The 24,605-nt window shown below is 60.8% G+C and carries 21 protein-coding genes; 11 read left to right on the top strand and 10 right to left on the bottom strand.

Features of this window, described 5'->3' with window-relative positions:
• Window positions 1–253 precede the first annotated feature (253 nt).
• Window positions 254–922 carry an OmpA family protein gene (locus EV561_RS20965; protein ID WP_132524258.1) on the bottom strand — a complete coding sequence of 223 codons (669 nt, stop codon included), beginning with the start codon at window positions 920–922 and terminating at the stop codon, window positions 254–256.
• Window positions 923–1,265: 343 nt separating this feature from the next.
• Here EV561_RS20965 and EV561_RS20960 point away from each other — a divergent pair, with 343 nt between their 5' ends.
• On the top strand, window positions 1,266–3,746 hold the full coding sequence (locus tag EV561_RS20960) for a UvrD-helicase domain-containing protein (protein ID WP_132524257.1): 2,481 nt from the start codon (window positions 1,266–1,268) through the stop codon (window positions 3,744–3,746).
• Window positions 3,747–3,760: 14 nt separating this feature from the next.
• Here the strand turns inward: EV561_RS20960 and EV561_RS20955 are convergent, their stop codons facing one another.
• The 3 genes from EV561_RS20955 to EV561_RS20945 all read right to left on the bottom strand — a co-directional run bounded on the left by EV561_RS20955 (window position 3,761) and on the right by EV561_RS20945 (window position 5,741).
• Complete coding sequence (locus EV561_RS20955; protein ID WP_245512789.1) at window positions 3,761–4,501, bottom strand: hypothetical protein; 741 nt, start codon at window positions 4,499–4,501, stop codon at window positions 3,761–3,763.
• A 61-nt stretch (window positions 4,502–4,562) separates the two neighbouring features.
• Window positions 4,563–5,429 (bottom strand): NmrA family NAD(P)-binding protein, encoded by an 867-nt coding sequence (locus tag EV561_RS20950; protein ID WP_132524256.1) that lies wholly within the window; start codon window positions 5,427–5,429, stop codon window positions 4,563–4,565.
• An 18-nt stretch (window positions 5,430–5,447) separates the two neighbouring features.
• Window positions 5,448–5,741 carry a hypothetical protein gene (locus EV561_RS20945; RefSeq protein ID WP_132524255.1) on the bottom strand — a complete coding sequence of 98 codons (294 nt, stop codon included), beginning with the start codon at window positions 5,739–5,741 and terminating at the stop codon, window positions 5,448–5,450.
• Window positions 5,742–5,857: 116 nt separating this feature from the next.
• On the opposite strand from EV561_RS20945, the gene EV561_RS20940 reads away from it, so the two are divergent.
• Together EV561_RS20940 and EV561_RS20935 are read left to right on the top strand one after the other, a co-directional pair.
• Window positions 5,858–6,823 carry a helix-turn-helix domain-containing protein gene (locus EV561_RS20940; RefSeq protein ID WP_132524254.1) on the top strand — a complete coding sequence of 322 codons (966 nt, stop codon included), beginning with the start codon at window positions 5,858–5,860 and terminating at the stop codon, window positions 6,821–6,823.
• Window positions 6,824–6,945: 122 nt separating this feature from the next.
• On the top strand, window positions 6,946–7,827 hold the full coding sequence (locus EV561_RS20935; protein ID WP_132524253.1) for an aldo/keto reductase family oxidoreductase: 882 nt from the start codon (window positions 6,946–6,948) through the stop codon (window positions 7,825–7,827).
• 228 nt (window positions 7,828–8,055) lie between these two features.
• Here EV561_RS20935 and EV561_RS20930 read toward each other — a convergent pair whose 3' ends face one another.
• On the bottom strand, window positions 8,056–10,473 hold the full coding sequence (locus EV561_RS20930) for an arylsulfatase (protein ID WP_132524384.1): 2,418 nt from the start codon (window positions 10,471–10,473) through the stop codon (window positions 8,056–8,058).
• A gap of 1,078 nt (window positions 10,474–11,551) precedes the next feature.
• Between EV561_RS20930 and fucP the strand changes: the two genes are divergently transcribed.
• From fucP to EV561_RS20915, 3 genes are all read left to right on the top strand, one after another.
• On the top strand, window positions 11,552–12,832 hold the full coding sequence (fucP, locus tag EV561_RS20925; protein WP_245512806.1) for an L-fucose:H+ symporter permease: 1,281 nt from the start codon (window positions 11,552–11,554) through the stop codon (window positions 12,830–12,832).
• 150 nt (window positions 12,833–12,982) lie between these two features.
• Window positions 12,983–13,612 (top strand): bifunctional nicotinamidase/pyrazinamidase, encoded by a 630-nt coding sequence (gene pncA / locus EV561_RS20920; RefSeq protein ID WP_132524251.1) that lies wholly within the window; start codon window positions 12,983–12,985, stop codon window positions 13,610–13,612.
• A 66-nt stretch (window positions 13,613–13,678) separates the two neighbouring features.
• Window positions 13,679–14,764 (top strand): glycosyltransferase family 1 protein, encoded by a 1,086-nt coding sequence (locus tag EV561_RS20915; RefSeq protein WP_132524250.1) that lies wholly within the window; start codon window positions 13,679–13,681, stop codon window positions 14,762–14,764.
• 29 nt (window positions 14,765–14,793) lie between these two features.
• Here EV561_RS20915 and EV561_RS20910 read toward each other — a convergent pair whose 3' ends face one another.
• Both EV561_RS20910 and EV561_RS20905 read right to left on the bottom strand, forming a co-directional pair.
• Window positions 14,794–16,191 carry a hypothetical protein gene (locus tag EV561_RS20910; protein WP_132524249.1) on the bottom strand — a complete coding sequence of 466 codons (1,398 nt, stop codon included), beginning with the start codon at window positions 16,189–16,191 and terminating at the stop codon, window positions 14,794–14,796.
• Between the two features lie 105 nt (window positions 16,192–16,296).
• Entirely contained in the window at window positions 16,297–16,551 is a 255-nt protein-coding gene (locus tag EV561_RS20905; RefSeq protein WP_132524248.1) for a DUF2164 domain-containing protein, read from the bottom strand.
• Window positions 16,552–16,688: 137 nt separating this feature from the next.
• Here EV561_RS20905 and EV561_RS20900 point away from each other — a divergent pair, with 137 nt between their 5' ends.
• Both EV561_RS20900 and EV561_RS20895 read left to right on the top strand, forming a co-directional pair.
• A complete protein-coding gene (locus EV561_RS20900; RefSeq protein ID WP_132524247.1) occupies window positions 16,689–17,411 on the top strand; it encodes an AzlC family ABC transporter permease in 723 nt (240 codons plus the stop codon).
• A gap of 2 nt (window positions 17,412–17,413) precedes the next feature.
• The gene (locus EV561_RS20895; protein ID WP_132524246.1) at window positions 17,414–17,722 is read left to right on the top strand and encodes an AzlD family protein; all 309 of its coding nucleotides are present in this window, start codon (window positions 17,414–17,416) and stop codon (window positions 17,720–17,722) included.
• A 10-nt stretch (window positions 17,723–17,732) separates the two neighbouring features.
• Here the strand turns inward: EV561_RS20895 and EV561_RS20890 are convergent, their stop codons facing one another.
• Complete coding sequence (locus EV561_RS20890; protein ID WP_132524245.1) at window positions 17,733–19,571, bottom strand: aminopeptidase P family protein; 1,839 nt, start codon at window positions 19,569–19,571, stop codon at window positions 17,733–17,735.
• 277 nt (window positions 19,572–19,848) lie between these two features.
• On the opposite strand from EV561_RS20890, the gene EV561_RS37250 reads away from it, so the two are divergent.
• The gene (locus EV561_RS37250; RefSeq protein WP_165927869.1) at window positions 19,849–20,016 is read left to right on the top strand and encodes a hypothetical protein; all 168 of its coding nucleotides are present in this window, start codon (window positions 19,849–19,851) and stop codon (window positions 20,014–20,016) included.
• Window positions 20,017–20,202: 186 nt separating this feature from the next.
• Here the strand turns inward: EV561_RS37250 and EV561_RS20885 are convergent, their stop codons facing one another.
• Both EV561_RS20885 and EV561_RS20880 read right to left on the bottom strand, forming a co-directional pair.
• Window positions 20,203–21,081 (bottom strand): 50S ribosomal protein L11 methyltransferase, encoded by an 879-nt coding sequence (locus EV561_RS20885; protein ID WP_132524244.1) that lies wholly within the window; start codon window positions 21,079–21,081, stop codon window positions 20,203–20,205.
• A gap of 75 nt (window positions 21,082–21,156) precedes the next feature.
• Window positions 21,157–21,762: an SCO family protein gene (locus tag EV561_RS20880; RefSeq protein ID WP_132524243.1), complete on the bottom strand. Its 606-nt coding sequence runs from the start codon at window positions 21,760–21,762 to the stop codon at window positions 21,157–21,159.
• Window positions 21,763–22,077: 315 nt separating this feature from the next.
• Here EV561_RS20880 and EV561_RS20875 point away from each other — a divergent pair, with 315 nt between their 5' ends.
• A complete protein-coding gene (locus EV561_RS20875; protein WP_132524242.1) occupies window positions 22,078–24,039 on the top strand; it encodes a methyl-accepting chemotaxis protein in 1,962 nt (653 codons plus the stop codon).
• A 2-nt stretch (window positions 24,040–24,041) separates the two neighbouring features.
• Entirely contained in the window at window positions 24,042–24,506 is a 465-nt protein-coding gene (locus EV561_RS20870) for a chemotaxis protein CheW (protein ID WP_132524241.1), read from the top strand.
• The last annotated feature ends 99 nt before the right edge of the window (window positions 24,507–24,605 follow it).

Raw genomic sequence — 24,605 nt, 5'->3', positions numbered from 1 at the left:
CTTCTCCCCAAGCGGAGAAGACGGATGCCGCTGCACCCAAATCACTCCTATTTCGACCGCTGAGATCTGCGAAGTGTCGGCGCTTGTATCTTCTCCCCGAGGAGAGAAGGTCCCGGCAGGGGGATGAGGGGTTCCCACGCAAGCAAGAAGCCCCTCGTCGCGCCGAACCAACCGGCCCTGCGCTTACGCTTCGGGCGTTCGGCGCTGCAATCGATTCACTGGATCGATTGCTCCGGCTACGCCGGACCGCGCCTCACCCATTCTGCGTGAGCGGCGAGATCTGGATCTCGACACGGCGGTTCTGGGCGCGGCCGGCTTCGGTCGCATTGGTGGCAACAGGCTGCGACGGGCCGAAGCCGACGGCCGAGACGCGACGCTGGTCGATGCCCTGGCTGCCGAGATAGCCGGCGACCGAGATGGCGCGACGCTGCGACAGGTCCTGGTTATGCTGCAGGCTGCCGGTCGAATCCGTGTGGCCGTTGACGTCGATCAGCGACTTGTTGAACTTGCGCAGCACGATCGCGACCGAGTTCAGCGTCGGATAGAATTCCGGCTTCACCGCATCCTGGTCGGTATCGAAGGTGATCGCCGACGGCATGTTGAGGATGATGCGGTCGCCGACGCGGGTGACGGAGACGCCCGTACCCTGCAGTTGCTGGCGCAGCTCGGCTTCCTGCTGGTCCATGTAGCTGCCGATCGAGCCGCCTGCCAGCGCACCGATGCCGGCGCCGATCAGGGCTGCATTGCGCCGTCCGACCGGCGACCCGCCGACCGCGAGACCAGCAAGGGCACCCAGGCCGGCACCGATCGCAGCGCCGCCTGCCGTATTGGAGACCTTCTGCTGCCCCGTATAGGGATCGGTCGTCGTGCAGGCGCTCAGATAGGTGGCGCAAATGGCTACAAGGACAAGTTTCTTGATCATGGAATCGCTGGTCTCCCCGAATTTGATGTCGAGACCAATATTAAGGAATAAGGCAATATGATGATGAGGCGTTTTCAAGCACTTGGCTCAAGACGCAATTCTTGGCGACCGCTTCCTTAAAGACACAAACGGCACCGATTTCGTTGCCATACACACCGAGCCCCATCCCCTCGCTCGCCCCGGATATTAACGCCACGGCTCAATGCGCGCGCCCGCTGAAAATCGGCGCAATGACACTGCGATGCGCGCAATCCAGCATCTCCCTCACATAAATGTGCCCTTTTTGTTCTTATTATCAGCCGTTCCTTTTGCCTTTCGGGGCCGAATCACTACATTGAGCCGCATGACGACCGGATACGACGATATTCCCTTCTTCGATGAAGAGCCCGCCCCGCGCAAACCGCCTGCAGCGGCGGGCGCTCCGCCTTTTGTCGGCGGCATCGCCGCCCGGGCGATGGCCGCGCGTGATAGCGGGCGCAGGCCGGACTATCTCGCCGGCCTCAATCCCGAACAGACGGAAGCCGTCGAGACGCTGGAAGGCCCGGTTCTCGTGCTCGCCGGCGCCGGCACCGGCAAGACCCGCGTGCTGACCACGCGCATCGCCCATATTCTCTCGACCAACCGCGCCTTCCCCAGCCAGATCCTCGCCGTCACCTTCACCAACAAGGCGGCGCGCGAGATGAAGGAGCGCATTGCGCTTCTCGTCGGCGGCGCGGTCGAGGGCATGCCGTGGCTCGGCACCTTCCACTCGATCGGCGTCAAGCTTCTGCGCCGGCACGGAGAGCTGGTCGGCCTCTCCTCCAGCTTCACCATTCTCGATACCGACGACGTCGTACGGCTGATCAAGCAGATCATCCAGGCCGAGGGTCTGGACGACAAGCGCTGGCCGGCCAAGCAGTTCGCCGGCATGATCGACACCTGGAAGAACAAGGGCCTGCTGCCGGCAGACATTCCGGAGGGCGACGCCCGCGCCTTTGCAAACGGCCGCGGCCGCGAACTCTATGCGGCCTATCAGAACCGGCTGAAGACGCTGAACGCCTGCGATTTCGGCGATCTGCTGCTGCACCCGATCGCGATGTTCCGCCAGAACCCGGATATCCTGAAGGACTATCATCAGCGTTTCCGCTATATCCTCGTCGACGAGTATCAGGACACCAACACGGCGCAGTACATGTGGCTGCGGCTGCTCGCCCAGCGGCCGAAGGGCGAGCCGCAGAACGTCTGCTGCGTCGGCGATGACGACCAGTCGATCTATGGCTGGCGCGGCGCCGAAGTCGACAACATCCTGCGCTTCGAGAAGGATTTCCCCGGCGCCAAGGTGATCAAGCTGGAGCGCAACTACCGCTCGACCGAGCATATCCTCGGAGCGGCCGCCCATCTGATCGCCCATAACGAAGGACGCCTCGGAAAGACGCTCTTCACCGACCGCAGCGATCCAGACGACACCAAGGTTCAGGTGCATGCCTCCTGGGATTCAGAGGAAGAAGCCCGCGCTATCGGCGAAGAGATCGAGGCGCTGCAGCGCGGCGATTCATCCGGCAAGAAGCACAATCTCAACGACATGGCGATCCTTGTGCGCGCTTCCTTCCAGATGCGCGAATTCGAAGACCGCTTCGTCACGCTTGGCCTGAACTACCGCGTCATCGGCGGCCCGCGCTTCTATGAGCGGCTCGAAATCCGCGATGCGATGGCCTATTTCCGGCTCGTCTGCCAGCCGGCCGACGATCTGGCTTTCGAGCGCATCATCAACACGCCGAAGCGCGGCCTCGGCGACACCGCCGTCCGCTCGCTGCACGACTATGCCCGCGCCCGCGACATCCCGATGCTGGCGGCTGCCGCCGAGATGGTCGAGACCGACGAGATGAAGCCGAAGCCGCGCAAGGCGCTTTTCGACGTCGTCATGTCCTTCCGCCGCTGGCAGGGCCTTCTTGAGAATACACCGCATACCGAACTGGCCGAGACCATCCTCGACGAGTCCGGCTATACGGACATGTGGAAGAACGACAAGTCGGCCGAAGCGCCGGGCCGACTGGAAAACCTGAAAGAACTGATCCGCTCGATGGACAGCTTCGAGTCCATGCGCGGCTTCCTGGAGCACGTAGCACTTGTCATGGATGCCGAGACCAACGAGAACCTCGACGCCGTCTCGATCATGACGCTGCATTCGGCCAAGGGCCTGGAATTCGACACCGTCTTCCTGCCGGGCTGGGAGGAAGGCCTTTTCCCGCACCAGCGCTCGCTCGACGAAAGCGGCCGCGCCGGTCTGGAGGAGGAACGCCGCCTCGCCTATGTCGGCATCACCCGCGCGAAACGCCGCTGCCACATCTGGTTCGTCTCGAACCGACGCATCCACGGCCTCTGGCAATCCACCATGCCCTCGCGCTTCCTCGACGAACTGCCGATTAATCACGTCACAGTGGCGGAAACCGAGCAATCCTACGGCGGATATGGTCGCGGTGGTGGATATGGCGCCTCACGCTTCGACAAGGCCGATCCCTTCGCCAACAACTATTCCACTCCCGGCTGGAAACGCGCGCAGCAGAACCGCTCGGATGCCACCCGCGACAACTGGGGCACGCGCTCTGGCCACGCCGTCGAGCGCATCGGCTACGGCGAAAGCGGCCCCAAGGGTCGCACCATCGATGGCGAACTTGTCGCAAAGTCCACCTCGACGGAACCGTCGAAATTCGCCGTTGGTGACCGCGTCTTCCACATCAAGTTCGGCAACGGCAACATATCAGGCATCGAAGGCAACAAGCTGACGATCGAATTCGACCGCGCCGGCGAAAAGCGTGTGCTGGACGGGTTTGTAGAAAGGGTCTGAGGCGGAAGGCGGGCTCAGAGGGCCACGCCTGATAGCTCGAACCCTGTAAGATCCGCCGACATGATCACCACGTCCCTGTTCGGCAGCTGATCCGGTCCGCGCGGATAGATGCGGCGACGCGTGGGAAAGATGATCCCATCGAATTCCTGATGATCGTAAAGGTAATGGGCGGCCACGGAGCCTGCGGCAACATCGACGGAATAGTCCTGCCGACGGATCAATCCCTTGTCGTCAAAATAAAGAACCTGCTCGGAGGAATGAGTGACGTAGGATCTGGGGAAGATGACCTTCACTGCCCGCCAGCTTTCCCCGCCTTCATTGTGAAACCCGATCTCCTCACGGTGGATACCGTCCCGCACCAACGAGAACGGTAGCGTGAGATACGTCCACATCGCATAGCCTACGAAATAGGCCAATTGCGGAGCGCTCCATGGAGCTTCGGGCACGAACGAGTCTCGCGGATTTTGCAGCTCATCAAGGACCGCGCCCTCTGATGTCTCGACAGCCGTTCGATAGGGCTCGAAAATGCCGATGTGCCCTCGGGCCAGGAACGGATCGAACACCGTTCGCTGTTTCCGCGTGTCGATGGTGACTCGCAGCGAGTTCTTCGCGAAAGCCTCCTGGCCTCGCAACTGCAAGGCAAGACCGCCAGGGGTCAGTGTGGCGGAAATCCGCCGGACCTGTTCCCAGCGTTCCAGGCCGCCATGCGCGTCAATCGATGACTTGATGAGTTCGAGCATAAGTGGAGCCTTCATTGTCGTGATCGGCGTGTCCCCGCACTGGGAACACGCCCTTTTGCCGTCTGCCCGTCGCGATCTACTGCCAGACCGCCCGATGCTTCTCGACGAATTCGGCAACCGTCATCGGGCGACGGCCGGTGATCGTCTCGACCACGTTGTTCGTCCCCGCCATAAGCCCCTCTCGATGCATCTCGGCGATGGCCTGGATGTGCTGGGAAAGGAACGGGATGTCCTGACCGGCAACTTCGCGGACCCATTGCTCGCCGGTGATCCTCTCGTAGCGCACCGGCTTTCCCAAGGTCGCGGCAACGATCTCGGCAATCTCCGGCGGCGTCAGCTCGACGGGACCGTAGAGAGGGTACGTCTTGCCGGCATGCTGCGCCGGGTCGGCAAGGATCGCGGCAATGACAGCCCCCTGGTCCTCGGCGGAGATCGGCGCAAAGCGGCCCGTCGGCTCGAAGGCAACCGCATAGCGGCCCTCGCGGATCATGTTGCGCATGTAGAAAAGCCATTCGTTGAAGGCTGTCGGATGCAGATGCGTGACCGGCGTGCCGGCCCAATCGAAGACCTGTTCGGCGAGCCAATGTTGGAGCGCCGAGTCGCTCCTGGCGTCCGACCTAGCCGTCTTCTGCGACATGTTGACGATGAATTCTGCCCTCGCCTCGCGAGCGGCCTGAGCAAAATTTGTGGTCGCCTGCACCAGGCCGGGGCGCATCGGATAGACGAAATAGGCGCGCTTCATGCCGTCAAAAGCCTGTTGGACGGCGCGAAAGTCGAGCACGTCGCCGACGACGATTTCGGCCCCGTGGGATTCGAGCTGACGAGCGCGATCGTCGATTTTGTGAACGAAGGCGCGGACAGGAAAGCCCTTTTGCAAAAGGAGCTTCGTCGCGACGCTGCCGGTAGCGCCTGTGGCGCCGCCGATGAGGATAGGAATATTCATTGGCGGCGCCTCCAGCGCTTAAGTGGTCTGCAGCAAGCGCGCAAGCGGCGCGAGCGGGCCGACGGGGATCAGATCGAAGGTCATGAAGCCGCCCTCGGTCAGCGGAAGCGTGTCCACCGCCGCCTTGGCGTCTTCGACCGAATCGACGTTCATGAGAAAGACCACGCCAAGCCGATCCTGGCGGAACCAGAACTGTTCGATCTTGCCGTCGAGGTAGAGCTGAAGCGTGTGCGGAACCTCTTTCGGCATGACCTGCTGCTGTTGCTCGGGCGTGGGCGGAGTGGTGATGGCGCCGATAGCGAATACCTTCATGGGTGTTCTCCTGTGTCTGTGAAATTGTGCCTGTGAGATATTGGCGAGGGGGAACCTAGCCGCAGCGCCGCAAAGCCGATATTGTCGTAAATGCCAACTTTGAGGTCATTTACGCCATGCGGATTTCCGTGCTTGCTTTGGACGACGTCTTCGATACCGGACTGACCGTGACGCTCGACGCCTTCGCGCTCGCCAACAAATTTTCATCCCGAATGATGGGAGGCACGCCCCATTTCGACATGACGCTCGTCGGCGTCCGCCGGAAAGTCCGCTCGGGCCTTGGATTCACGATACCCGTGAAGTCCGTGACTGATGAGCTGAAGCCGGATTGGGTGATCATTCCGGCGCTGGCGACGGGAACACCGGAGCAACTTATCCCCGCCCTGGAGCGAGCGGATATGAAACAGGCGAAGAAGCACCTGCTGAACTGGCATGCCGAGGGCGCGCAGATCGCCGCCTCCTGCATAGGGACCTTCTATCTGGCCGAGGCCGGGCTGCTCGACGGCAGGGAGGCGACGACGACCTGGTGGCTCGCCCCGCTCTTCCGGCAACGCTACCCGAATGTTCGCCTCGACGAGTCCCGGATGCTCATCCCGACCGATATCGGCGTCACGGCAGGTGCTGCGATGGGGCATCTCGATCTCGCCCTTTGGCTGATCCGCAAGGCCAGTCCTGAGTTGGCGGCCGTCGTCTCGCGCTACCTGCTCGCCGACATCAGGTCCTCGCAGGCCTCCTACATCATCCCCAATCATCTGGCTCAGGCGGATCCCCTCGTCCTGCGTTTCGAACGCTGGGCGCGCGAGCATCTCAAGGGCGGATTCTCTCTGCAGGAAGCCGCCGGCGCGCTGGCAACGAGCGCACGCTCTTTGCAACGCCGTTGCCAGGCAGTGCTCGGCAAGTCCCCGCTCGATTATTTTCAGGACCTCCGCGTCGAGCGGGCGCAATCCCTTCTGCACGGCAGCGGCCTCGATATCGACGCCATTGCGGCGGAGGTCGGCTATGTCGACGGAGCAACGCTGCGCACACTCCTGCGCCAGCGCCTGGGACGGGGAGTCCGCGACCTTCGCGCCGACCTGCGGTGACCCCCACCAGTCGGGATCGGCGACCATTGTTCGCCATTCCGCACAGACCGTACCGATTGCACCCGGTTATCGTGCAAGGCCATATCGTCTATTTCTGTCTCATCTTGAAAAGGAGATAGGACATGACCAGCATCGATCAGTCAGGCACGTTCACCCTCGGCGACCGACCAGTAAAGCGGCTCGGCTACGGCGCCATGCAGCTCGCAGGCCCCGGCGTATTCGGCCCGCCCAGAGATCATGACGCAGCGCTTGCCGTGCTGCGCGAAGCCGTGGCGTCAGGCGTCGATCACATCGACACCTCGGACTTCTATGGCCCGCATGTCACCAATCAATTGATCCGCGAAGCCCTTCACCCCTATGCCGACGACCTCGTCATCGTCACCAAGATCGGCGCCAGGCGCGACGACAAGGGAGCATGGCTCCCGGCCTTCGCACCGGAGGAACTGGCGAAGGCGGTGCACGACAACCTGCGCAATCTCGGGCTGGACGCACTCGATGTCGTCAACCTCAGGATCATGTTCGACACTCATGGTCCTGCGGAAGGCTCGATCGAAGCGCCGCTGACCGTCCTTGCCGAACTCCAGCAAAAAGGCCTCGTCCGTCGTGTCGGGCTGAGCAACGTTACGGCTGCCCAGATCGCGGAAGGACGAAAGATCACCGAGATCGTCTGCGTGCAGAACCAGTATAATCTGGCGCATCGCAGCGACGATGCCCTGATCGACGCCCTCGCCCGTGACGGCATCGCCTACGTGCCCTTCTTCCCGCTCGGCGGCTTCAGCCCGCTGCAGTCATCGACCCTGTCGGATGTCGCGACGCGCCTTGGCGCTACCCCCATGCAGGTGGCGCTGGCCTGGCTGCTGCATCGCGCGCCCAATATTCTCCTGATCCCCGGCACTTCCTCTGTCGGGCACCTCAGGGAAAACCTTGCCGTAGCCGATCTCAAGCTGTCGGACGACGTCATCAGGGAACTGGATTCGGTGGCAAAGCTCGACCATGCCCGATGAGCATCGACCGCGTCGCGCCCGCTTGCAGCAGGCTGATCGGTCACACCAAGGGTGCGCAGATAGCGCACCCTGCACCCGGGGGTAACTGGTGTTATGCAGCAAATGCAACCAATGACTACTTTCGGCCCATAGCGGACGTTGGACAGCATGTAGCCGGAGGAACCTGATGGAGCCTTATGCCTATAGTGCGTAGTTGTTCGCTTTGGCGAGCTTACCACGGGCAATTGCTTATTCATTTGCTCCTAGCTGTGTCGGGCCTAGCTTGAAGGCAACCTGGTCGAGCTTTCCGGTGAACGGGAAAGGCACGCTGTAGTCACCGTCATCGACGGGAGTTCTGGTATCGACACCCACGTCGAAGGTTTCATCGATTGACATGATGAAGGGCACGGTGTGCGGGACTTTCTGGTTGGCGACTTCCTTGCCGTCCACCTTTAGCACGCCGGTGCCCCCCTTTCCGAAGCCGGGGCCATCGTAAGTGAAGTCGAAAACGATAGTGTGCTTGCCCGGTGCCAGAGCGTCCTGCCCTTCCCAGCGAAAGCGTTCAAGGTCAACGAGGTTGTAGAGGAACACCGGCTTGCCCTTGAGCAGATAAAGGCCATAGCCACCGAAGCGGCCACCCAAGGTCGCGATCATTCCCTCTGCTCCGCTTTGGGGAACATCTACTTCGGCGGTTATGGTGTAAGACTTGTCCAGGATACTTGGTGCGTCACTAACCGGTATGCCGGACACCTCGCCCTGGTAGGTGAAGAGGCTTCGCCCTGCAGTCGCGCTCGGCCGCGGCGCTATGATGCGTGGCAGGACGGAATTGTCGAGAGGAAATACATTGTACTTCTCCGCCTCCACCAGGAAAAGCTGCTGCAGTTCGCGCAGCTTGTCGGGCATTTTGGCCGCGAGGTCGTTGTTCTCCGAATAGTCGTCGGTGAGGTTGTAGAGCTCCCATTTATAGCCGTTGATGACATCCTCGGGGAGCTTGGCGGTGCCGAGGAGCCAGGGTGGGGCCGGCGGTGTCGTCGCCGCGATCCAACCATCGTGATAGATCGCGCGGTTCGCGAACATCTCGAAATATTGCGTGGTGCGTTTCGAGGGAGCGTTGGCGTTGGCCTTGTCGAAGGTGTAGGCCATGCTCACCCCCTCGATCGGCTTTTGCGCAATGCCGTTAACAACCAGAGGCGCTGGGATGCCGGTCACCTCCAGGATGGTCGGCACGATGTCGATCATGTGGTGAAACTGCGTGCGGATCCCGCCCGCATCGTTGATATGGCCGGGCCATGCGATCACCATACCCTGTCGGGTGCCGCCGAAATGCGACGCCACTTGCTTGGTCCATTTGAACGGTGTGTCAAACGCCCATGACCAAGCGACGGACATATGTGGATAGGTTGGAGGGAGTCCCCAGGCATCATAGGCCTTCAACTGATCCGCGATCGGAAGATCGAGAATGCCGTTGTAGGCGGTCATTTGGTTTGGCGTGCCGACAGTGGTGCCTTCCGCGCTGGTGCCGTTGTCGCCGCTGATATAGATGATCAGAGTGTTGTCGAGCTTCCCCTCGTCCTCGACCTCCTGGATTACCCGGCCAATCTCATGGTCGGTGTAGGCGGCATAAGCGCCGAACACTTCCGCCTGATGCGCGAACAGTCGCTTTTCGTCGGCAGTTAACGTGTCCCATTTTTTCAGATCATCCGGCCAGGGCGTCAGTTCGGTGTTCGCGGGGATCACGCCAAGCCGCTTCTGGTTGGCGAAGATCTGGTCGCGCAGGGCGTTCCAACCCATGTCGAACTTACCCTTGAACTTGTCGATCCACTCCTTGGTTGGCTGGTGCGGAGAATGGGTGCCACCTGGGACATAGTAGAGGAAGAACGGCTTGTCGGGCGCGGCTGAGTTGAGCTGCCGCAAATGGCGGATCGCTTCGTCCGCCAGATCGGTGGTCAGGTTGTAGTCTGGCTTCCCGACCCAGGGGAAAATCTGCGTCATGTTCTGATAGAGGTAGGGCGTCCATTGGTCGGTCTCGCCGCCCATGAAGCCGTAAAAATAATCGAACCCCATGCCGACAGGCCATTGGTCGAATGGCCCGGCCGCACTGTACTGGTAGCTCGGGGTGTTGTGGTTCTTGCCGAACCAGGATGTCGCGTAGCCACTTTGCTTCAGGATCGTGCCGATGGTGGCATTGTCGACGCCCATGACGCTGTCGTAGCCGGGATAGCCGGTGGATTGCTCGGAAATGATGCCGAAGCCGACCGAGTGGTGGTTCCGTCCGGTGATCAACGCGGCCCGCGTCGGTGAGCAAAGTGCAGTCGAATGGAACTGAGTATAACGCAGCCCCATTTGCGCTATTCGATCCATTGTCGGCGTCGGGATTACGCCGCCGAACGTGCCTGAAACGCCGTAGCCCTGATCATCGGTCATGATGAGGAGGATGTTAGGAGCACCCTTGGGCGGCACCACTTGGGGCGGCCAATACGGTTTCGACTGACTGGCCTGAAGGTTGATTTCGCCGCCGAACGGTGTTGGTTGTGGGGGCAAGTATCTCCCATCAATCGTCGTCGTTGCATCGGGCGAGCCCTGCGTGCCGGTGACCTGCTGAGCGTATGCCGCGCCGACCGACAAGGCCAAAGCCGCGGCGGTCGAGGCCAATGAAATCAATCTCATAGGTTTCATGACGGTTTCTCCAACTAAGTGATGATCGAATTTCCTTTCATTCCATACGGTTCATTCACTTGCGGTAGGCGACGTCTGACCATTGAGGCCCAACATGCGAGTATAGCACAATGGTCGAGCGGTTCGGCCAGTAAGATCGGATTAACCCCGTCCCGGTCGCAATGCGAAACGCCAGCGATTGCAGGGCTCGTCGACGTAATCGATTTCAGCGTCAGCCCCACAAGATTCTGGTCGAGGGCCGTCGTGTTGCTGTGGCGACGGGCCATGGCGGCTTTTGGCGCAAAGCTGCCATAAACGTCACCGTTGGTGGCATGTGCTACCGAATTCCAGATTTAACCGGACCACCAGAATGGCGGAAGGGGTAGTGTGAGCGAACCATGATGACAAAACGTTCGCACAAGCGCAGCGAAAACAGCAAGTTACACAAGATGCCACCGCACGTTTTCCCCGTCCCCTCACCCGCGCCTACAATCCTCCCGTTCCGCCCTCGGATACGCTGCCAGGCGTGGCAGTGAGGCGGGACCGGCGCGGGTCGTGAGGGGAAGACGCAAAGCCTCATGCTCCGGGTCCGCAGAAAATGGTCTCCCTCCCGAGACGGCGAAGGGGAAACTCTTCGGGTTTCGCTCCGGGCGTGCCTGTGCGGCACACATGGTTTCCGTCCGAATTGGCACTCGGGTTCACCGGAAGTCGCAGAGGGACCGGAGTTGCGGGCATAAACCGCCGAACGGGGCGCTGAAAGGTGTCACCTATTATATTTCACTACGAGGCAGCTTTCAGCGCCCGTCCGAACTTTGACAATCGAGATCACCAAGGGCGGAGTCCATTTAGAAATGCGCAAATCGCATAACTGCGGAAGAAGACAGGTCATTTATTCATTGCTGCATTGCGGAATAAACGCTGCTTAGACGCTACCAATAATCGGCCAATGGCATATATCCATCCAGCGGCTTTCAGCATTTCGCGCTTTCCGCGTTTTCCCGCCAAGCCGCTGCCAGCCTGCTGTCCCGCAGGAGCGGAGGGGTTTACCGCTGGCAGGACCAATATTTTGAGGATCAAGAAAGTGGCTGGAATAACAACAAGCAGCTCTGCCACCGCCCGCGCCGGCACATCCGCGCAACAAGGCCAGAGCAACTACCAATTCGCGCTCATCGCGCTGACCTCGCTCTTTTTCATGTGGGGCTTCATCACCTGCCTGAACGACATTCTGGTGCCGCACCTCAAGAATGTCTTCCAGCTGAACTACGCGCAGTCGATGCTGATCCAGCTCTGCTTCTTCGGCGCCTATTTCATCATTTCCCTGCCGGCCGGCGCGCTCGTCAAGCGCATCAGCTATAAATGGGGCATCGTCGTCGGCCTGGCAATTTGCGCCGTCGGTTGCGTGCTCTTCATTCCGGCTGCCAGCTACCGCGTCTACGCCCTCTTCCTCGGCGCGCTCTTCGTGCTTGCCACCGGCGTTACCATCCTGCAGGTGGCCGCCAATCCCTATGTGACAGTGCTCGGCGCGCCTGATACGGCCGCATCCCGCCTGAACCTGACCCAGGCCTTCAACTCGCTCGGCACCACCATCGCACCGATTTTCGGCGCCATGCTCATCCTCGGCGCGGCCACCGTTGCCGCCACCAACGCGACACCCGAACAGCTGGATGCGATGCACGCCAGCGAAGCCGCCGCCGTCAAGTTCCCCTACCTGTTGCTTGCCGCCGCGTTCCTCGTCCTGACCATCATCTTCGCCATCCTGAAGCTGCCGGAAGTCGAAAACGAAGACGAGATCAAGCCGATGCGCGACACCGGCTCGGCATGGCAATTCAGGCACCTCGTGCTCGGCACGATCGGGATATTCCTTTATGTCGGCGCCGAAGTCAGCGTCGGCTCGTTCCTCGTCAACTTCCTGAGCCAGCCCGACATCGGCGGCCTGTCGGAGGCCGATGCGGCCCACTATGTCTCCTATTTCTGGGGCGGCGCCATGATCGGCCGTTTCGTCGGCGCTTTCCTGATGCGCTTTGTTGATGACGGCAAGGCGCTCGCCTTCAATGCTGCCATCGCGATCATTCTGCTTCTCATCACCGTGCTTTCGACCGGCCATGTCGCCATGTGGTCGGTGCTGGCTGTCGGCCTGTTCAACTCGATCATGTTCCCGACGATCTTCTCGCTGGGTGTACATGGCCTTGGCCGCTACACCAGCCAGGGGTCGGGCATTCTGGTTCTCGGCATCGTTGGCGGCGCGGTCCTGCCCGTCATTCAGGGCTTCCTCGCCGACACGATCGGCATCCACCTCGCCTTCCTGATGCCCGTCATCTGCTACATCTACATCGCCTATTACGGTCTCAAGGGCCACAAGCCGGCCAATTGAGACCCGGCAAGCCGGTCATACCGAGCCCCGCCGTTCCCACGGCGGGGCTCTGCTTCAGGACGACGCCTGTTTGAGTGAGAACAGCACTTGATCCCTGCCCCTGCCCTTGGCATCGTGCCAACGCAATGAAGGTAAGGAAGGACGTCATCCATGAAAGCCCTGCTGCTCATCGACATCCAGAACGGCTTCTGCCCCGGCGGTAACCTCGCCGTGCCCGAGGGCGATCAGGTAGTGCCGGTCGCCAACGCACTGATCGATAGCGGCAAATACGCCCTCGTCGTCGCCTCGCAGGACTGGCATCCGGAGGATCACGGCAGCTTCGCCTCCACCCATGCCGACAAGAACCCCTTCGATATGGGCGTGCTTTCGGGCAAGCCGCAAATGCTATGGCCCGACCACTGCGTCCAGGGAACCGACGATGCGGAACTGCATCCGGACCTCAATATCGACGGCATCCACCTCATCCAGCAAAAGGGCCAAAAGCAGCACATCGACAGCTACTCCGCCTTCCGCGACAACGATCAGGAGGCCCATACCGGCCTTGCAGACTACCTTCGTTCGCAAGGCGTCACCGAGCTCGACATCTGCGGCCTTGCGACCGATTATTGCGTGAAGTTCTCCGCTCTCGATGCGGTCGATATGCTGCCCGGCGTCAAGGTGCGCTTCATCGAGGACGCCAGCCGCGGCATCGATCCCGTCGGCGTCACGGCCGCCATGGAAGAAATGGTGTCTCGCGGCATCGATATAACCTCCAGTAGAGCAATCTTGGCTGGATGGTAGCGTTGCTAAGCCTTAATTCACGAAAATAGCGGAAGCTGCCCCGAAAAATGATACGGGGCTTTGCGCTTGCAGACGATCACGATCAACGGCCGCTTTCTGGGACAGCCGCTCTCCGGCGTGCAGCGCTTTGCCCGGGAACTGACGCTAGCGCTTGACCGGAAGATCGCAGCCGGGACAGTTCCTGATGCATTGAAGGGCGCAAGCTGGCGTCTCGCGGTCCCAGGCGACGCGCCTGCCGATATCGATCTCAAGGCGATAACAGTGGATTCCTTCGGCTCCGGCCCCGGTCATCTATGGGAGCAGACGGCGCTCTACCGGCGTTCGCGCGGCGGCCGCCTCATCGGGTTCGGCGGCAGCGGCCCGTTGTTCGGACGCCGCCAGCTGGTGGTCATCCACGACGTCACCATTTTCCGCCATCCGCAGTCCTTCAGGCGCAGCTATCGGCTTCTGCATGGCGCACTCGGCTTTGCCCTGACCCGGACCGCCAAGATCGGTACGGTCTCGGAGTTCTCCCGCCGGGAACTGGCATCAGTTTTCCGTGTACCGGCGTCAGGTATCGACGTCATCTACAACGCGGTTGATCATTTCGCGACCATCGTCCCGGACGAAAGCATCATCGGACGGCTGGGTTTGGAAACAGGCGGATTCTTCCTGCTCGTCGGTACGATGAAACCGAACAAAAATCTCGATTTTGCCATCCGCGCCTTCGAGGCCTTGGGTCAAACAGGGCAAAAGCTGGTGGTGGTTGGCGGCACCGCGCCAACAGTTTTCCGGGCCAAGGGTACAGCCTCGACGGGAAAGATCATCTATGCCGGTCGCCTGACCGATGCGGAAATCGCCGCATTGGAGCGCCATGCCACGGCCTTCATCTTCCCGAGCCTCTACGAAGGGTTCGGCATTCCGCCGCTAGAAGCCATGACACAGGCCTGCCCGGTGCTTGCTGCCGACATCCCGTCTATTCGCGAGGCTTCCGGTAAAGCAGCACTCTATTTCGATCCGGTGAAGGAACATGAGCTGGTCAGCGCGATGAAGCGAATCACTGCCGATCAGGACCTGCGGGATGAACTGCGTGCAGAAGGCCGGCGAAATGTCGCCCGCTTCTCCTGGGATGCCAGTGCTGACCGGGTGCTTACGCTGCTCGAAAAACTCTAGCGCTCACATCCCCGCCGCTTCGGATCGATCTATGATGCTGCCTGCAGACGGAACATGCGGGTAAAATAGCTATGCAGCCCCAGCATGCAGAAGACCGCGCCCCCGACAATGCCCGCCCCGACGGAAATCCAGAGACTGTAGTCGAAGCCTGCGGTCGCCAGAACAGGAACGGCAAGCCCGGCCGCAGAGAGCACGACGGGCTGCCAGATGAAATCGAAGGGCAGCGACAGGAGCACGCGGATGCCGATCAGCATTGCGATGAACGCCCCGACCATGCCGCCCGCCATCAACGCGCCGCTGCTGGCGGAGATCAGGTGCCCGGCAGCAAGCGTGCCGCCGTTCAGCAGCAGGCAGTCGGCCACCGACAACAGGAAGATCGACAGCAGACGGTGTCGCAGATGCGCCGGCGTCGGCAGCATATTGAGCGTGATTGCCCTAAAGACGGCAAGGCCAGTGACGAAGGGAGCAGCCGCGAGAAACCCATCCCGCAGGCCGGCGGAAACGACGAAATATCCGACCGGCTGCAGCAGCGCAAAAATGCCGGCAGCGGTCATCAGCGTGAAGCCGGTCAGGAGCGAATAATATTCGCCGAGACGGTGCCGCAGGGCCGGCGTCTCGCCGTCTCGGTCGTAATGGGCAACCACATCGGGATACTGGATCGCCTGGAGCGCCGACACGATAAGGATGAATGGCCGCTGCAGCAGATCGAGCGCCAGCAGCGCGCCGGCCGCCCCCTCTGCGCCGAGACTTGCAGTCAGGATCGACTTGAGCCCGAGCGGCGCCAATATGCCGACGACGGAGGCGCCCGCGGCAACACTGCCGTAGACGAAATGCTTGCGCACCAGTGCTTTGTCAAAAGACGCGCTTTCCTGCAGCACGCCGCGCGTCAGGAGAAAGGCAAGCAGGCTGTAGCCGACATAGCCCGCGAGCAGACCGGCAACCGTGAAGGTGAATGTCGGCGAGACCGCAGCGCCGACAAGCGTGCCTGCCGCGAGGATCGTCGCGCGCGAACCCTGCAGCCGGGAAAAGGCGCGGAACTGCTGGCGAAAGCGCAGCATCGTGAGATGCAGATCGCTCGCACCCTGGAGAACGGCCACGAGACCGCCGAGCAAGGCGACTTCCGGCGGCACGCCGAAGAGGATAGAAGCGACACCAGCCAGGATGCAGAGAACGGCACAGGCGAAAAATTCGACCGTCAGCGCCTTGCGCTCCGAAGCCTCGCTGCCTTCCCTCTGGCCGGGATAGAAACGGCTGCAAGCAAAGCGGATCCACTCGAAACAGAAGATGGCCGCAAACTGGCTGATGGAGATGAACAGGGAATAGCCGGCATAATCGGACGGCGACAGCAGATGCGCGACGGCGATCAGCAGCCCGAAGGCCACCGCTGCCTGATAGAAATATGCCGTCAATGCCACGATCTTTGCCATGGCCGCCATTATGCGCAAAAAGCTGAGGAAAATGCTAAATCGGATGCACAAATGCCGTTTGACGGCCGATTTGGCACGGCTGCCGGCGAAGGACGCGTGCCGAATTCAGCCCTTGTCGTCGGGCAGTCGCTCCAGCAGATAGATGGCCTCGCTGGCATCCTCCATCTTCTTCAGGAAGGCCGCCTGCGCATCGCGAAGGCCCTGATTGTAGTAATGCGCGCCGATCGTCGTCGCGAAGAAATCCAGCAGGAATTCGGCCGGCAGGATACCGATTTTCTGATCGAGTTCGTCGCCGAAATATCGTTGGATTTTAGAAACGATCTCGGCCTTGTCTTCCCTGGAAAACTCGATCTTCTTCATAGGTTCCTCCCCTCCACGCCCCCAGAAAACTTCAGGAATCGTTCAGCGAAATCAATAGGACAATTCATGAAATTCAATTGCCATCGGAGAGTGCGCACCTTACACAGCCTCACGTTCGGCGGGGATGGAAGCCACATATGAAGAGGACAGACTTTATCGACGGCCTGCGCGACGGCATTCCGGTCGGGCTTGCGTCAGCGCCGTTCGGTGCGCTCTTCGGTGCTTTGGCCCGTGATCAGGGCATGTCGCTCGGCGAACTCACGCTGATGAGCGGCACGGTCTATGCCGGCGCAAGCCAGATGGTCGGCCTTGATTTGTTCGGCCACAATGTCCAGGCTTGGCTGATCGTACTCTCGATCCTGGCGGTGAACTTTCGCCATGTGCTCTATTCCGCTGCGATCGCTCGCTACATCCGGCATTTCTCGCCCGTCGAAAAATTCTTCACCTTCTTCCTGCTGGTCGACCCGCAATTTGCGGCAGCCGTCAAGCGCGGCGAGGAAGGCAAGCGCGTCACCTTCATCTGGTATCTCGGCTTTGCCCTCGTGATCTATGTACCCTGGGTGATCGCAAGCCTCATCGGCGGATTGCTTGGCAGCCTGATCGGTGATCCGAGATCGATCGGCCTGGACATCCTTTTGCCGATCTATTTTCTCGGCATCGTCATCGGCTTCCGCAGCAGAGACAATTTTTTGCCGGTCGTCGCAGCCAGCGCCATCGGCTCCGCCATTGCCTTTCGCTATGTCGGCTCGCCCTGGCATGTCAGCCTCGGCGCACTGGCCGGCGTCCTGCTCGCGGCGCTGCTGCCGCCCGTGAAGGCCAACCGCAAGCCCGATCTCGTTCACGAAAACCACGAGGTCTGACGATGACGCAATTCGATCCGCACATGGTCCTGCTGATTTTCGCCGCCGCCGTGGTCACCTACCTGACCCGCATCGGCGGCTTTATCCTCATCACCCGCATGACCCGCATTCCGCCGCGCATCGAAGCGGCCCTGAACGCCGTTCCCGCCGCCGTGCTGACCACGCTTGTGGCGCCGGCCTTTTTCATCGGCGGCTGGGATGTCAAGGTCTCGCTGCTCGTCGCCCTATTGGTCGGGCTGCGCTTCTCCTCCACGCCGATGCTGATCGCCGGATGGATCGTCGTCATGGCGTGGCGATATCTGGCCGGTTAAGATTTGCCGCTCAGAAACTGAGCGGCAGGGTGGCATTCTCAAGCCACGCGCGGATGTCATGATCATGGATCAATGGCATAAGCGCTTCGCGGGTGCGGGCATGGTAATCATTGAGCCAATGCAGCTCCTCATGCGTCAGCAGTTCCGGAATGACGAGGCTGCGGTCGATCGGGCAATAGGTCAGCGTCTCGAAGCCGAGCATGGCCATGTCGCCGCCTTCGATCTCCTCGGCGTCGCGAACATAGATCAGGTTCTCGATACGGATGCCGAAGCTGCCGGGACGGTAGTAGCCGGGCTCGTTGGAGAGGATCATGCCGGGCAGCAGTTCCTGCGTCGACAACCGCGAAATACGCTGCGGCCCCTCATGCACCGAGAGATAGGACCCGACGCCGTGGCCAGTGCCATGGGCATAGTCGGCACCGGATTTCCAGAGCGCGATGCGCGCCAGCGGATCAAGATCGCAACCCCGCGTGCCCTTCGGGAAGCGCGCGGTGCTGATAGCGATCATGCCCTTCAACACCAGCGTGAAGAACTGCCGCTGCTCTTCCGGTACCGAACTGCCGATCCCGACCGTGCGGGTGATGTCGGTCGTGCCGTTGATATATTGCGCACCGGAATCGACCAGATAGAGCTCGCCCGGATTGAGCGGCCGGTCCGTCGCGGTCGTGACGCGGTAGTGGATGATGGCACCATGATCTCCGGCACCTGAAATCGTGTCGAAGGAGATGTCCTTGAGCGGGTTCTGCATGTCCCTGCCGACCTTGGCGCGGACTGCCTCCAGCTTCTGGGCGGCAGCGATCTCGCTCACCGTGCCCGGCTTGCTGGTCTCGAGCCAATAGAGGAATTCGACCATGGCCGCGCCGTCCTGCAAATGCGCCGCAGCCGAGCCGTTAAGTTCTGCGGCGTTCTTGCGTGCACGCGGCAGCTTGGCCGGATCCGTTCCTTCGACGACCTCGCCGCCCTCGCGACGGATCAGGTCGGTAACCGCATAGGCGCAGAGATCGGGATCGACGAGAATGCGCCCGCCCCCGGCAGAGATCGCCGACAGCCGCGCGGAAAGCTCGGAAGGCTCAAGCTGGGCGCAAATCTGCCCGAGATAGGCCTCGGCCTCGATCCGCGTCTTGCGCTTGTCGAGGAAGAGATCGGCCTTGCCTGTCGCATAGACGATCGCCCGTGCCAGCGGATGCGGCGTATGCGGCACGTCATTGCCGCGAATGTTGAAGATCCAGGCAACCGAAGATGGATCCGTGACCAATACGGCCGCGAGGTTCTTCTTCTCCAACTGCTGCGCGATGACGGTCAGCTTGTCGGTGGCAAGGATGCCTGCCTGCGCCACGTTCTGGATGATGACGTCGCCCAACGGCTCGGCCGGCCGATCCTTCCAAAGCCGGTCGAGAGGGTTGTGCGGAAGGAATACCAGCGAGCCACCGATCTCGCCCAGCGCTTTTTCAAGGCGGCGCACTTCGGCGCCCGTATGCAGCCACGGATCGATGCCGAGCTTCAGTTCCGTCGGCGCATGGTTGGTGAGCCACACATGCGGAGGTTCGTTGACGAGATCGCCGCCGGTGAACACCGTCTGGTCGACTTGCTCGACGAGCTGCGTCGTGTACCGTCCATCGACAAAAACCACAGCCTGCGACTGTGTCACCAAAGCAACACCGGCCGACCCTGTGAAGCCTGTGAGCCAGGCAAGACGCTCCGAACAGGCCGGCACATATTCGCCCTGAAATTCATCAGCGCGAGGCACCAGAAAGGCATCTATGCCGAGCGCAGCAAAAGCGGCCCTGAGGCCGGCGACGCGTTCAGGGCCGAATTGCGGGGTGGAAGTGACGTCAAAAGACTGGAACATGGCTTATCCGAATGGCTGAACTGGAATTTGCGCAGCAAGCTGCCCGCCCATGTTATCCGAATTTGACGCCAGCGGGAGAGAAGATCGGAGAAAATCCGCATTAACGAAAACGCCTATTTCGTGTGCATCGCTCGTCAATTATGACGCAATGGTGAAATCCACTATGCGTCTGCCGCATGCCTCCCATGATGCAGACCCTCTGCCGCACTGCAAAAAGAATGACTATATCGAGCACATCAAACGGGGCTGAACAAAGCCCGCTCGAAAGGAAATGAAAATGGCCAACTCTCGGTTCGCATATAGCAGCCCTGCGCAGGCTGGCGAACGCCGGACTGTGCGCCATGTAATCGGCGCGCTTCGTCATCTCGAAGCTGAAACGTCGAGAATGATCGGCGTAAGCCGCGGTGATATTCGCCACAAGGGCGTAAACAGCTACGCGTTCTAATAAAGTCGAAGGTCTGGCTCTCCTCCTCCCTCGCCGGCCCAACGATCTGAACGCTAGAACCCGCTTGAGCGCTCCTCCTCCTAGCTCGCGGGTTAGATCAGCAAAGACTGATCTGCAAGGCGGTGCCAATGGCACCGCCTTTTGCATTTTGGGGCTTCTGCATTCAGGTAAGTGAAAATCAGCGTCTCAGGGACGATCGAGATGGATCGTCACCCAGCCGTTGCGCCAGATCGTGCGGACATGCCGCAGCTTCGCGCCATTGTAGGCCGACAGCACCTTCCAGCGCTGGCTGGCGAGGATGCCCGACAGAATGACCGAGCCGCTCGGCGCCAGATGCGCGACGAGCTGCGGCGCCATCTTGATCAGCGGTCGTGCAAGGATATTGGCGATGATCAGGTCGAAGGGGCCGTGCCGGGAGAAGGAGGTCGAGTGAAAGCCCGGCGCCGTTTCCATCGTGATGCCCGATGCAATGCCGTTGCGTCGAACGTTCTCCCGGGCCACGCGGACGGCCACGGGGTCGATGTCGGTCGCAAGGACCGGAATATCCTTAAGCTTACGCACGCCGATCGCCAATACGCCGCTGCCGGTGCCGAGATCGAGTGCGTTGCGCACCTGCCGGCTCTTCAGCACATTCTCGATCGTTTCCAGGCAGCCCGCCGTCGTCCCGTGATGGCCGGTGCCGAAAGCCTGGCCGGCATCGATCTCGATGGCGATATCGCTGGAGCGCACTTTGCCGCGATCATGCGAGCCGTGGACGAGGAACCGCCCTGCCCGTACGGGCTTCAGGCCTTCGAGCGACTTTGCGATCCAGTCGATATCCGGAATGACTTCCTTTTCGATGAAGAGATCGGAAAAGCCGTCTTTCAGAACCTCGGCGAACCGGGCGCGAATCTCGTCTTCCTCGTCAGCCATCAGATAGACCGAGGCTTCCCAGATATCCTTTTTCTCGTCGACTTCGGTCGTCGCGATGGGGAAATCTTCATCCTCGAAAACGGGCGTCAGGAGATCCAATATCTCCTCGGCCTTCTTTTCGGTGGTCGTCACATAAAGGCGGATTTCACTCAACGCTTCGTTCTTTCATAGGCAAATCGATCGACGGCCGCGCGAAGCGCGACCTTGCAGGGCGGCATCGTTATCAGCCTATCCGCGCTTGATCAAATTCTCGAGCTTCTTGACGGCTATGTCAGGGTCTTCCTGGTAGGCGATCGTGCCTGCGAAGCGGCCGGAGGAATCAAGCAGGAAGACCGAAGCGGTGTGATCCATCGTATAGTCGCCGTTCGGATCCTTCTCATCCGTCGGCACTTTCTTGAAATAGACCCGGAAGCCCTTCGCCATCTCCTCGACCTTGTCCGGCGGGCCGGAAATGCCGGTGATTCGCTGCGAAACGTTGGACACGTACTGGTCCATGATCTCGGGCGTATCGCGAGCCGGATCGATGGTGATGAAATAGGCGTTGAGCTTGTTACCGTCAGGGTCGGCCTTCTGCATCCAGCCGTTCAGTTCGAAAAGCGTGGTCGGGCAGACGTCGGGGCAATGGGTATAGCCGAAAAACAGCGCTGCCGGCTTGCCGCGGAAGGCTTGCTCGGTGATCGGTTGCCCCTTCTGCGACACGAGGCTGAAAGGCACGCCATAAGGGCCATCCGCAACAAGCGCTTGCGGCGTATTGGTGATGTGAAACGTCCACGCGCCCAAAATGCCTGCGAGGATGAAGACGGCCACCCAGACGGCAATGCGTGCTTTGTTCATGCGCTCGTTTCCTCAATCCGATCGACCACCGCAATCATACGTGCGTGCGGGAAGGCGCGTGATAGCGCGGCAACGTCTTCCGCGCAATTCAACAAGCCGTTTCCCGCGAGCCCGCGATCATATGTCCCTGGGACAGACAACGGCATGCTGCTCTGACCCGGAAATAGCGTTAGCAAAAGTTTAAATTGTCATTGCTAATTTTAGCATGACTTAATGGCGCGGACGCCAGCCAGACATGATGTCACCCGAATGAATATTCGGCTTTTCCGCATAGGCATGAGCGAAAGGCACGAAGACGCGGAAAGGGTAGATTTCATGTCAGCGCAGGTAAGAAGAAGCTTCTCGGTGAGCCACCGGCTCTGGACCCTGGGGGCCGCCGCATTTGTCGGCATCGCAGCGATGGTCGCTGTCGGTTGGTACGAAAACGCCGAGGTGGACGCCGCACTGCGCGTTGCCAATCACACTCAGGACAGCGTCGATGACGTCACCGCCATGCGTCTTGCGGCCGTCGACCTCTCCCTTGCCGCCATGGACACGATCGTCGATCGCGCCGACGGCAAGGTCGATCCGGAACGCCTCGGCATCATGCGCAAATCGCTCGACGTGCTGACGAAAAACGTCGATTCGATGCGCCATCTGGCCACCGAGCTAAACGACGGCAATCTTGTCACGACCTACGACGCCGACGTTGCAGCCATACGGAAATCCACGCTTGGCGACCTGAAGAGCCTCGTGGAAAATAAGGGCAGCGATGACGATTTCGCCAAGATCGACGATATGATCGACGGTGAAGGTGACAAGCTCACATCGCTGTTCGAAAAGCTGGGGACCGACGGCAGCAATCTTGCCGAATCGCGGGTGAACGTGGCCGATGCGATCGCTACCAATTCTCTCTACTACCAGATCTTCGCTGGTCTCGTGGCCTTGGTGATCATCTGCGTTCTGCAATACATTCATGGCGGTTCGATCCGCCGCGGCATCAATGCCGTGCGCCTCAGCATGCAGCGGATCGTTGCGGGCGATTTCAGAACCGAAGTCGACGGCACTGCCCGCGGCGACGAGATCGGCGACATGGCGCGCGCTGCCGAGCTTTTCCGCCATGCCGCCATCGAAAAGCAATCCCTGGAGACCCGCAGTAACGAGGATCGCCTGCGCAGCGACGAGGAACGGCAGCAGCGGGACGCCGTCCGCATGGCGGACGAAAAGGCGGTCTCCTCGGCCGTCGACCAACTCGCCCATGGCCTGAACCGTCTCGCCGAAGGCGACCTCACGGCGACGCTCGACCAGCCCTTCCGTCAGGATCTCGAACGACTGCGGGCCGATTTCAATCAGACGTCCCAGCGGCTGCAGCGCGCGATGCTGGATATTGCCGCCAACACCGGCTCGATCGAAGCCAACAGCCGCCAGATGCGCGCTGCCGCCGACGATCTCTCGAAGAGAACGGAGCAGCAGGCCGCCTCCCTCGAGCAGACGTCGGCCGCGCTCGACCAGATCACTGCCACCGTCCGCAGCGCGGCTCAACGGGCCGAGGAAGCGGGCCACATGGTCGAGCACACGCGCCAGAACACCGAGAAATCGGATCGCGTCGTCGGCGAAGCAATGGCTGCCATGGAGCGGATTGAGGCCGCCTCACGCGAGATCGGAATGATCATCAACGTCATCGACGAGATCGCCTTCCAGACGAATCTCCTGGCGCTGAATGCAGGTGTCGAAGCCGCCCGCGCCGGCGAGGCCGGCAAGGGATTCGCGGTCGTCGCCCAGGAAGTGCGGGAATTGGCCGGCCGCGCAGCCGGTGCTGCGAAGGACATCAAGGCTCTTATCGGCAAATCCAGCCATGAAGTGCAGACCGGCGGCGAGCTGGTAACGGCAACAGGCAACGCTTTGCGAGAAATTGGCGAAGATGTGCTGAAGATAAACGAGCACGTTAAGTCGATCGTAACCTCGGCGCGCGAACAATCTACAGGCCTTGGCGAGATCAACTCTGCCATAAGCCAGATGGACCAGGTGACGCAGAAGAATGCGGCCATGGTGGAAGAGACCAACGCTTCCAGCCACGCGCTAGCAACGGATGCTGAAAATCTGACTCAGCTGGTGAGCCAGTTCCGAATTCAGGAGGGCATGAACGCCCGCAAGACACCGCAGGCAGCCAACGCTGCTTCGCAACCAAAACCCTCCCCCGCACGGAGCTTGATGAGCAAAGTTGCGGGAGCATTCAACAACAGCGTCGCCCCGAAGGCAGTGGCCTCGGCGGCCGGCGGCAACTGGGAAGAGTTCTGATCATGACCAATGCCATCAAACAGTCGGGCGCCTATCTCGAAATCGTGTCGTTCCATCTTGGCGATCAGGAATTCTGCATCGACATCATGGCCATCCGTGAAATCCGCGGCTGGGCGCCCGTGACGCCGATGCCGCATACCCCGCCCTACGTGCTGGGCCTCATCAACCTGCGTGGCGCCGTGATCCCTGTTATCGACATGGCCTGCCGCCTCGGCATGAAAATGACCGAGCCGTCCGAGCGCTCCGCCATCATCGTAACGGACATCGCCGGCAAGCTCGTCGGCCTGCTGGTCGAGCAGGTTTCCGACATGATGACCATCAAGAGCGAAGACCTGCAGCCGGCGCCGGAAATCATTCCCGAAGCACAGCGCGCCTTCTGCCGCGGCATCGTCGCGCTTGAAAAGACCATGGTCTGCTTCCTCAACCTCGACACCGTCATTGCCGACGAGCTGGCCCAGGCCGCCTGATAGCAATCTTATCGTTACGAATGAAAAACGCCCTGGAGCTGAAAACTCCAGGGCGTTGTGTATTAGACAACAAGCAAAGGGACGGGGTGGTGTCCAAAT

The organism is Rhizobium sp. BK376, from assembly GCF_004341625.1.
Classification (GTDB): Bacteria; Pseudomonadota; Alphaproteobacteria; order Rhizobiales; family Rhizobiaceae; genus Rhizobium.
This window is presented reverse-complemented; position numbering and strand designations above follow the sequence as displayed.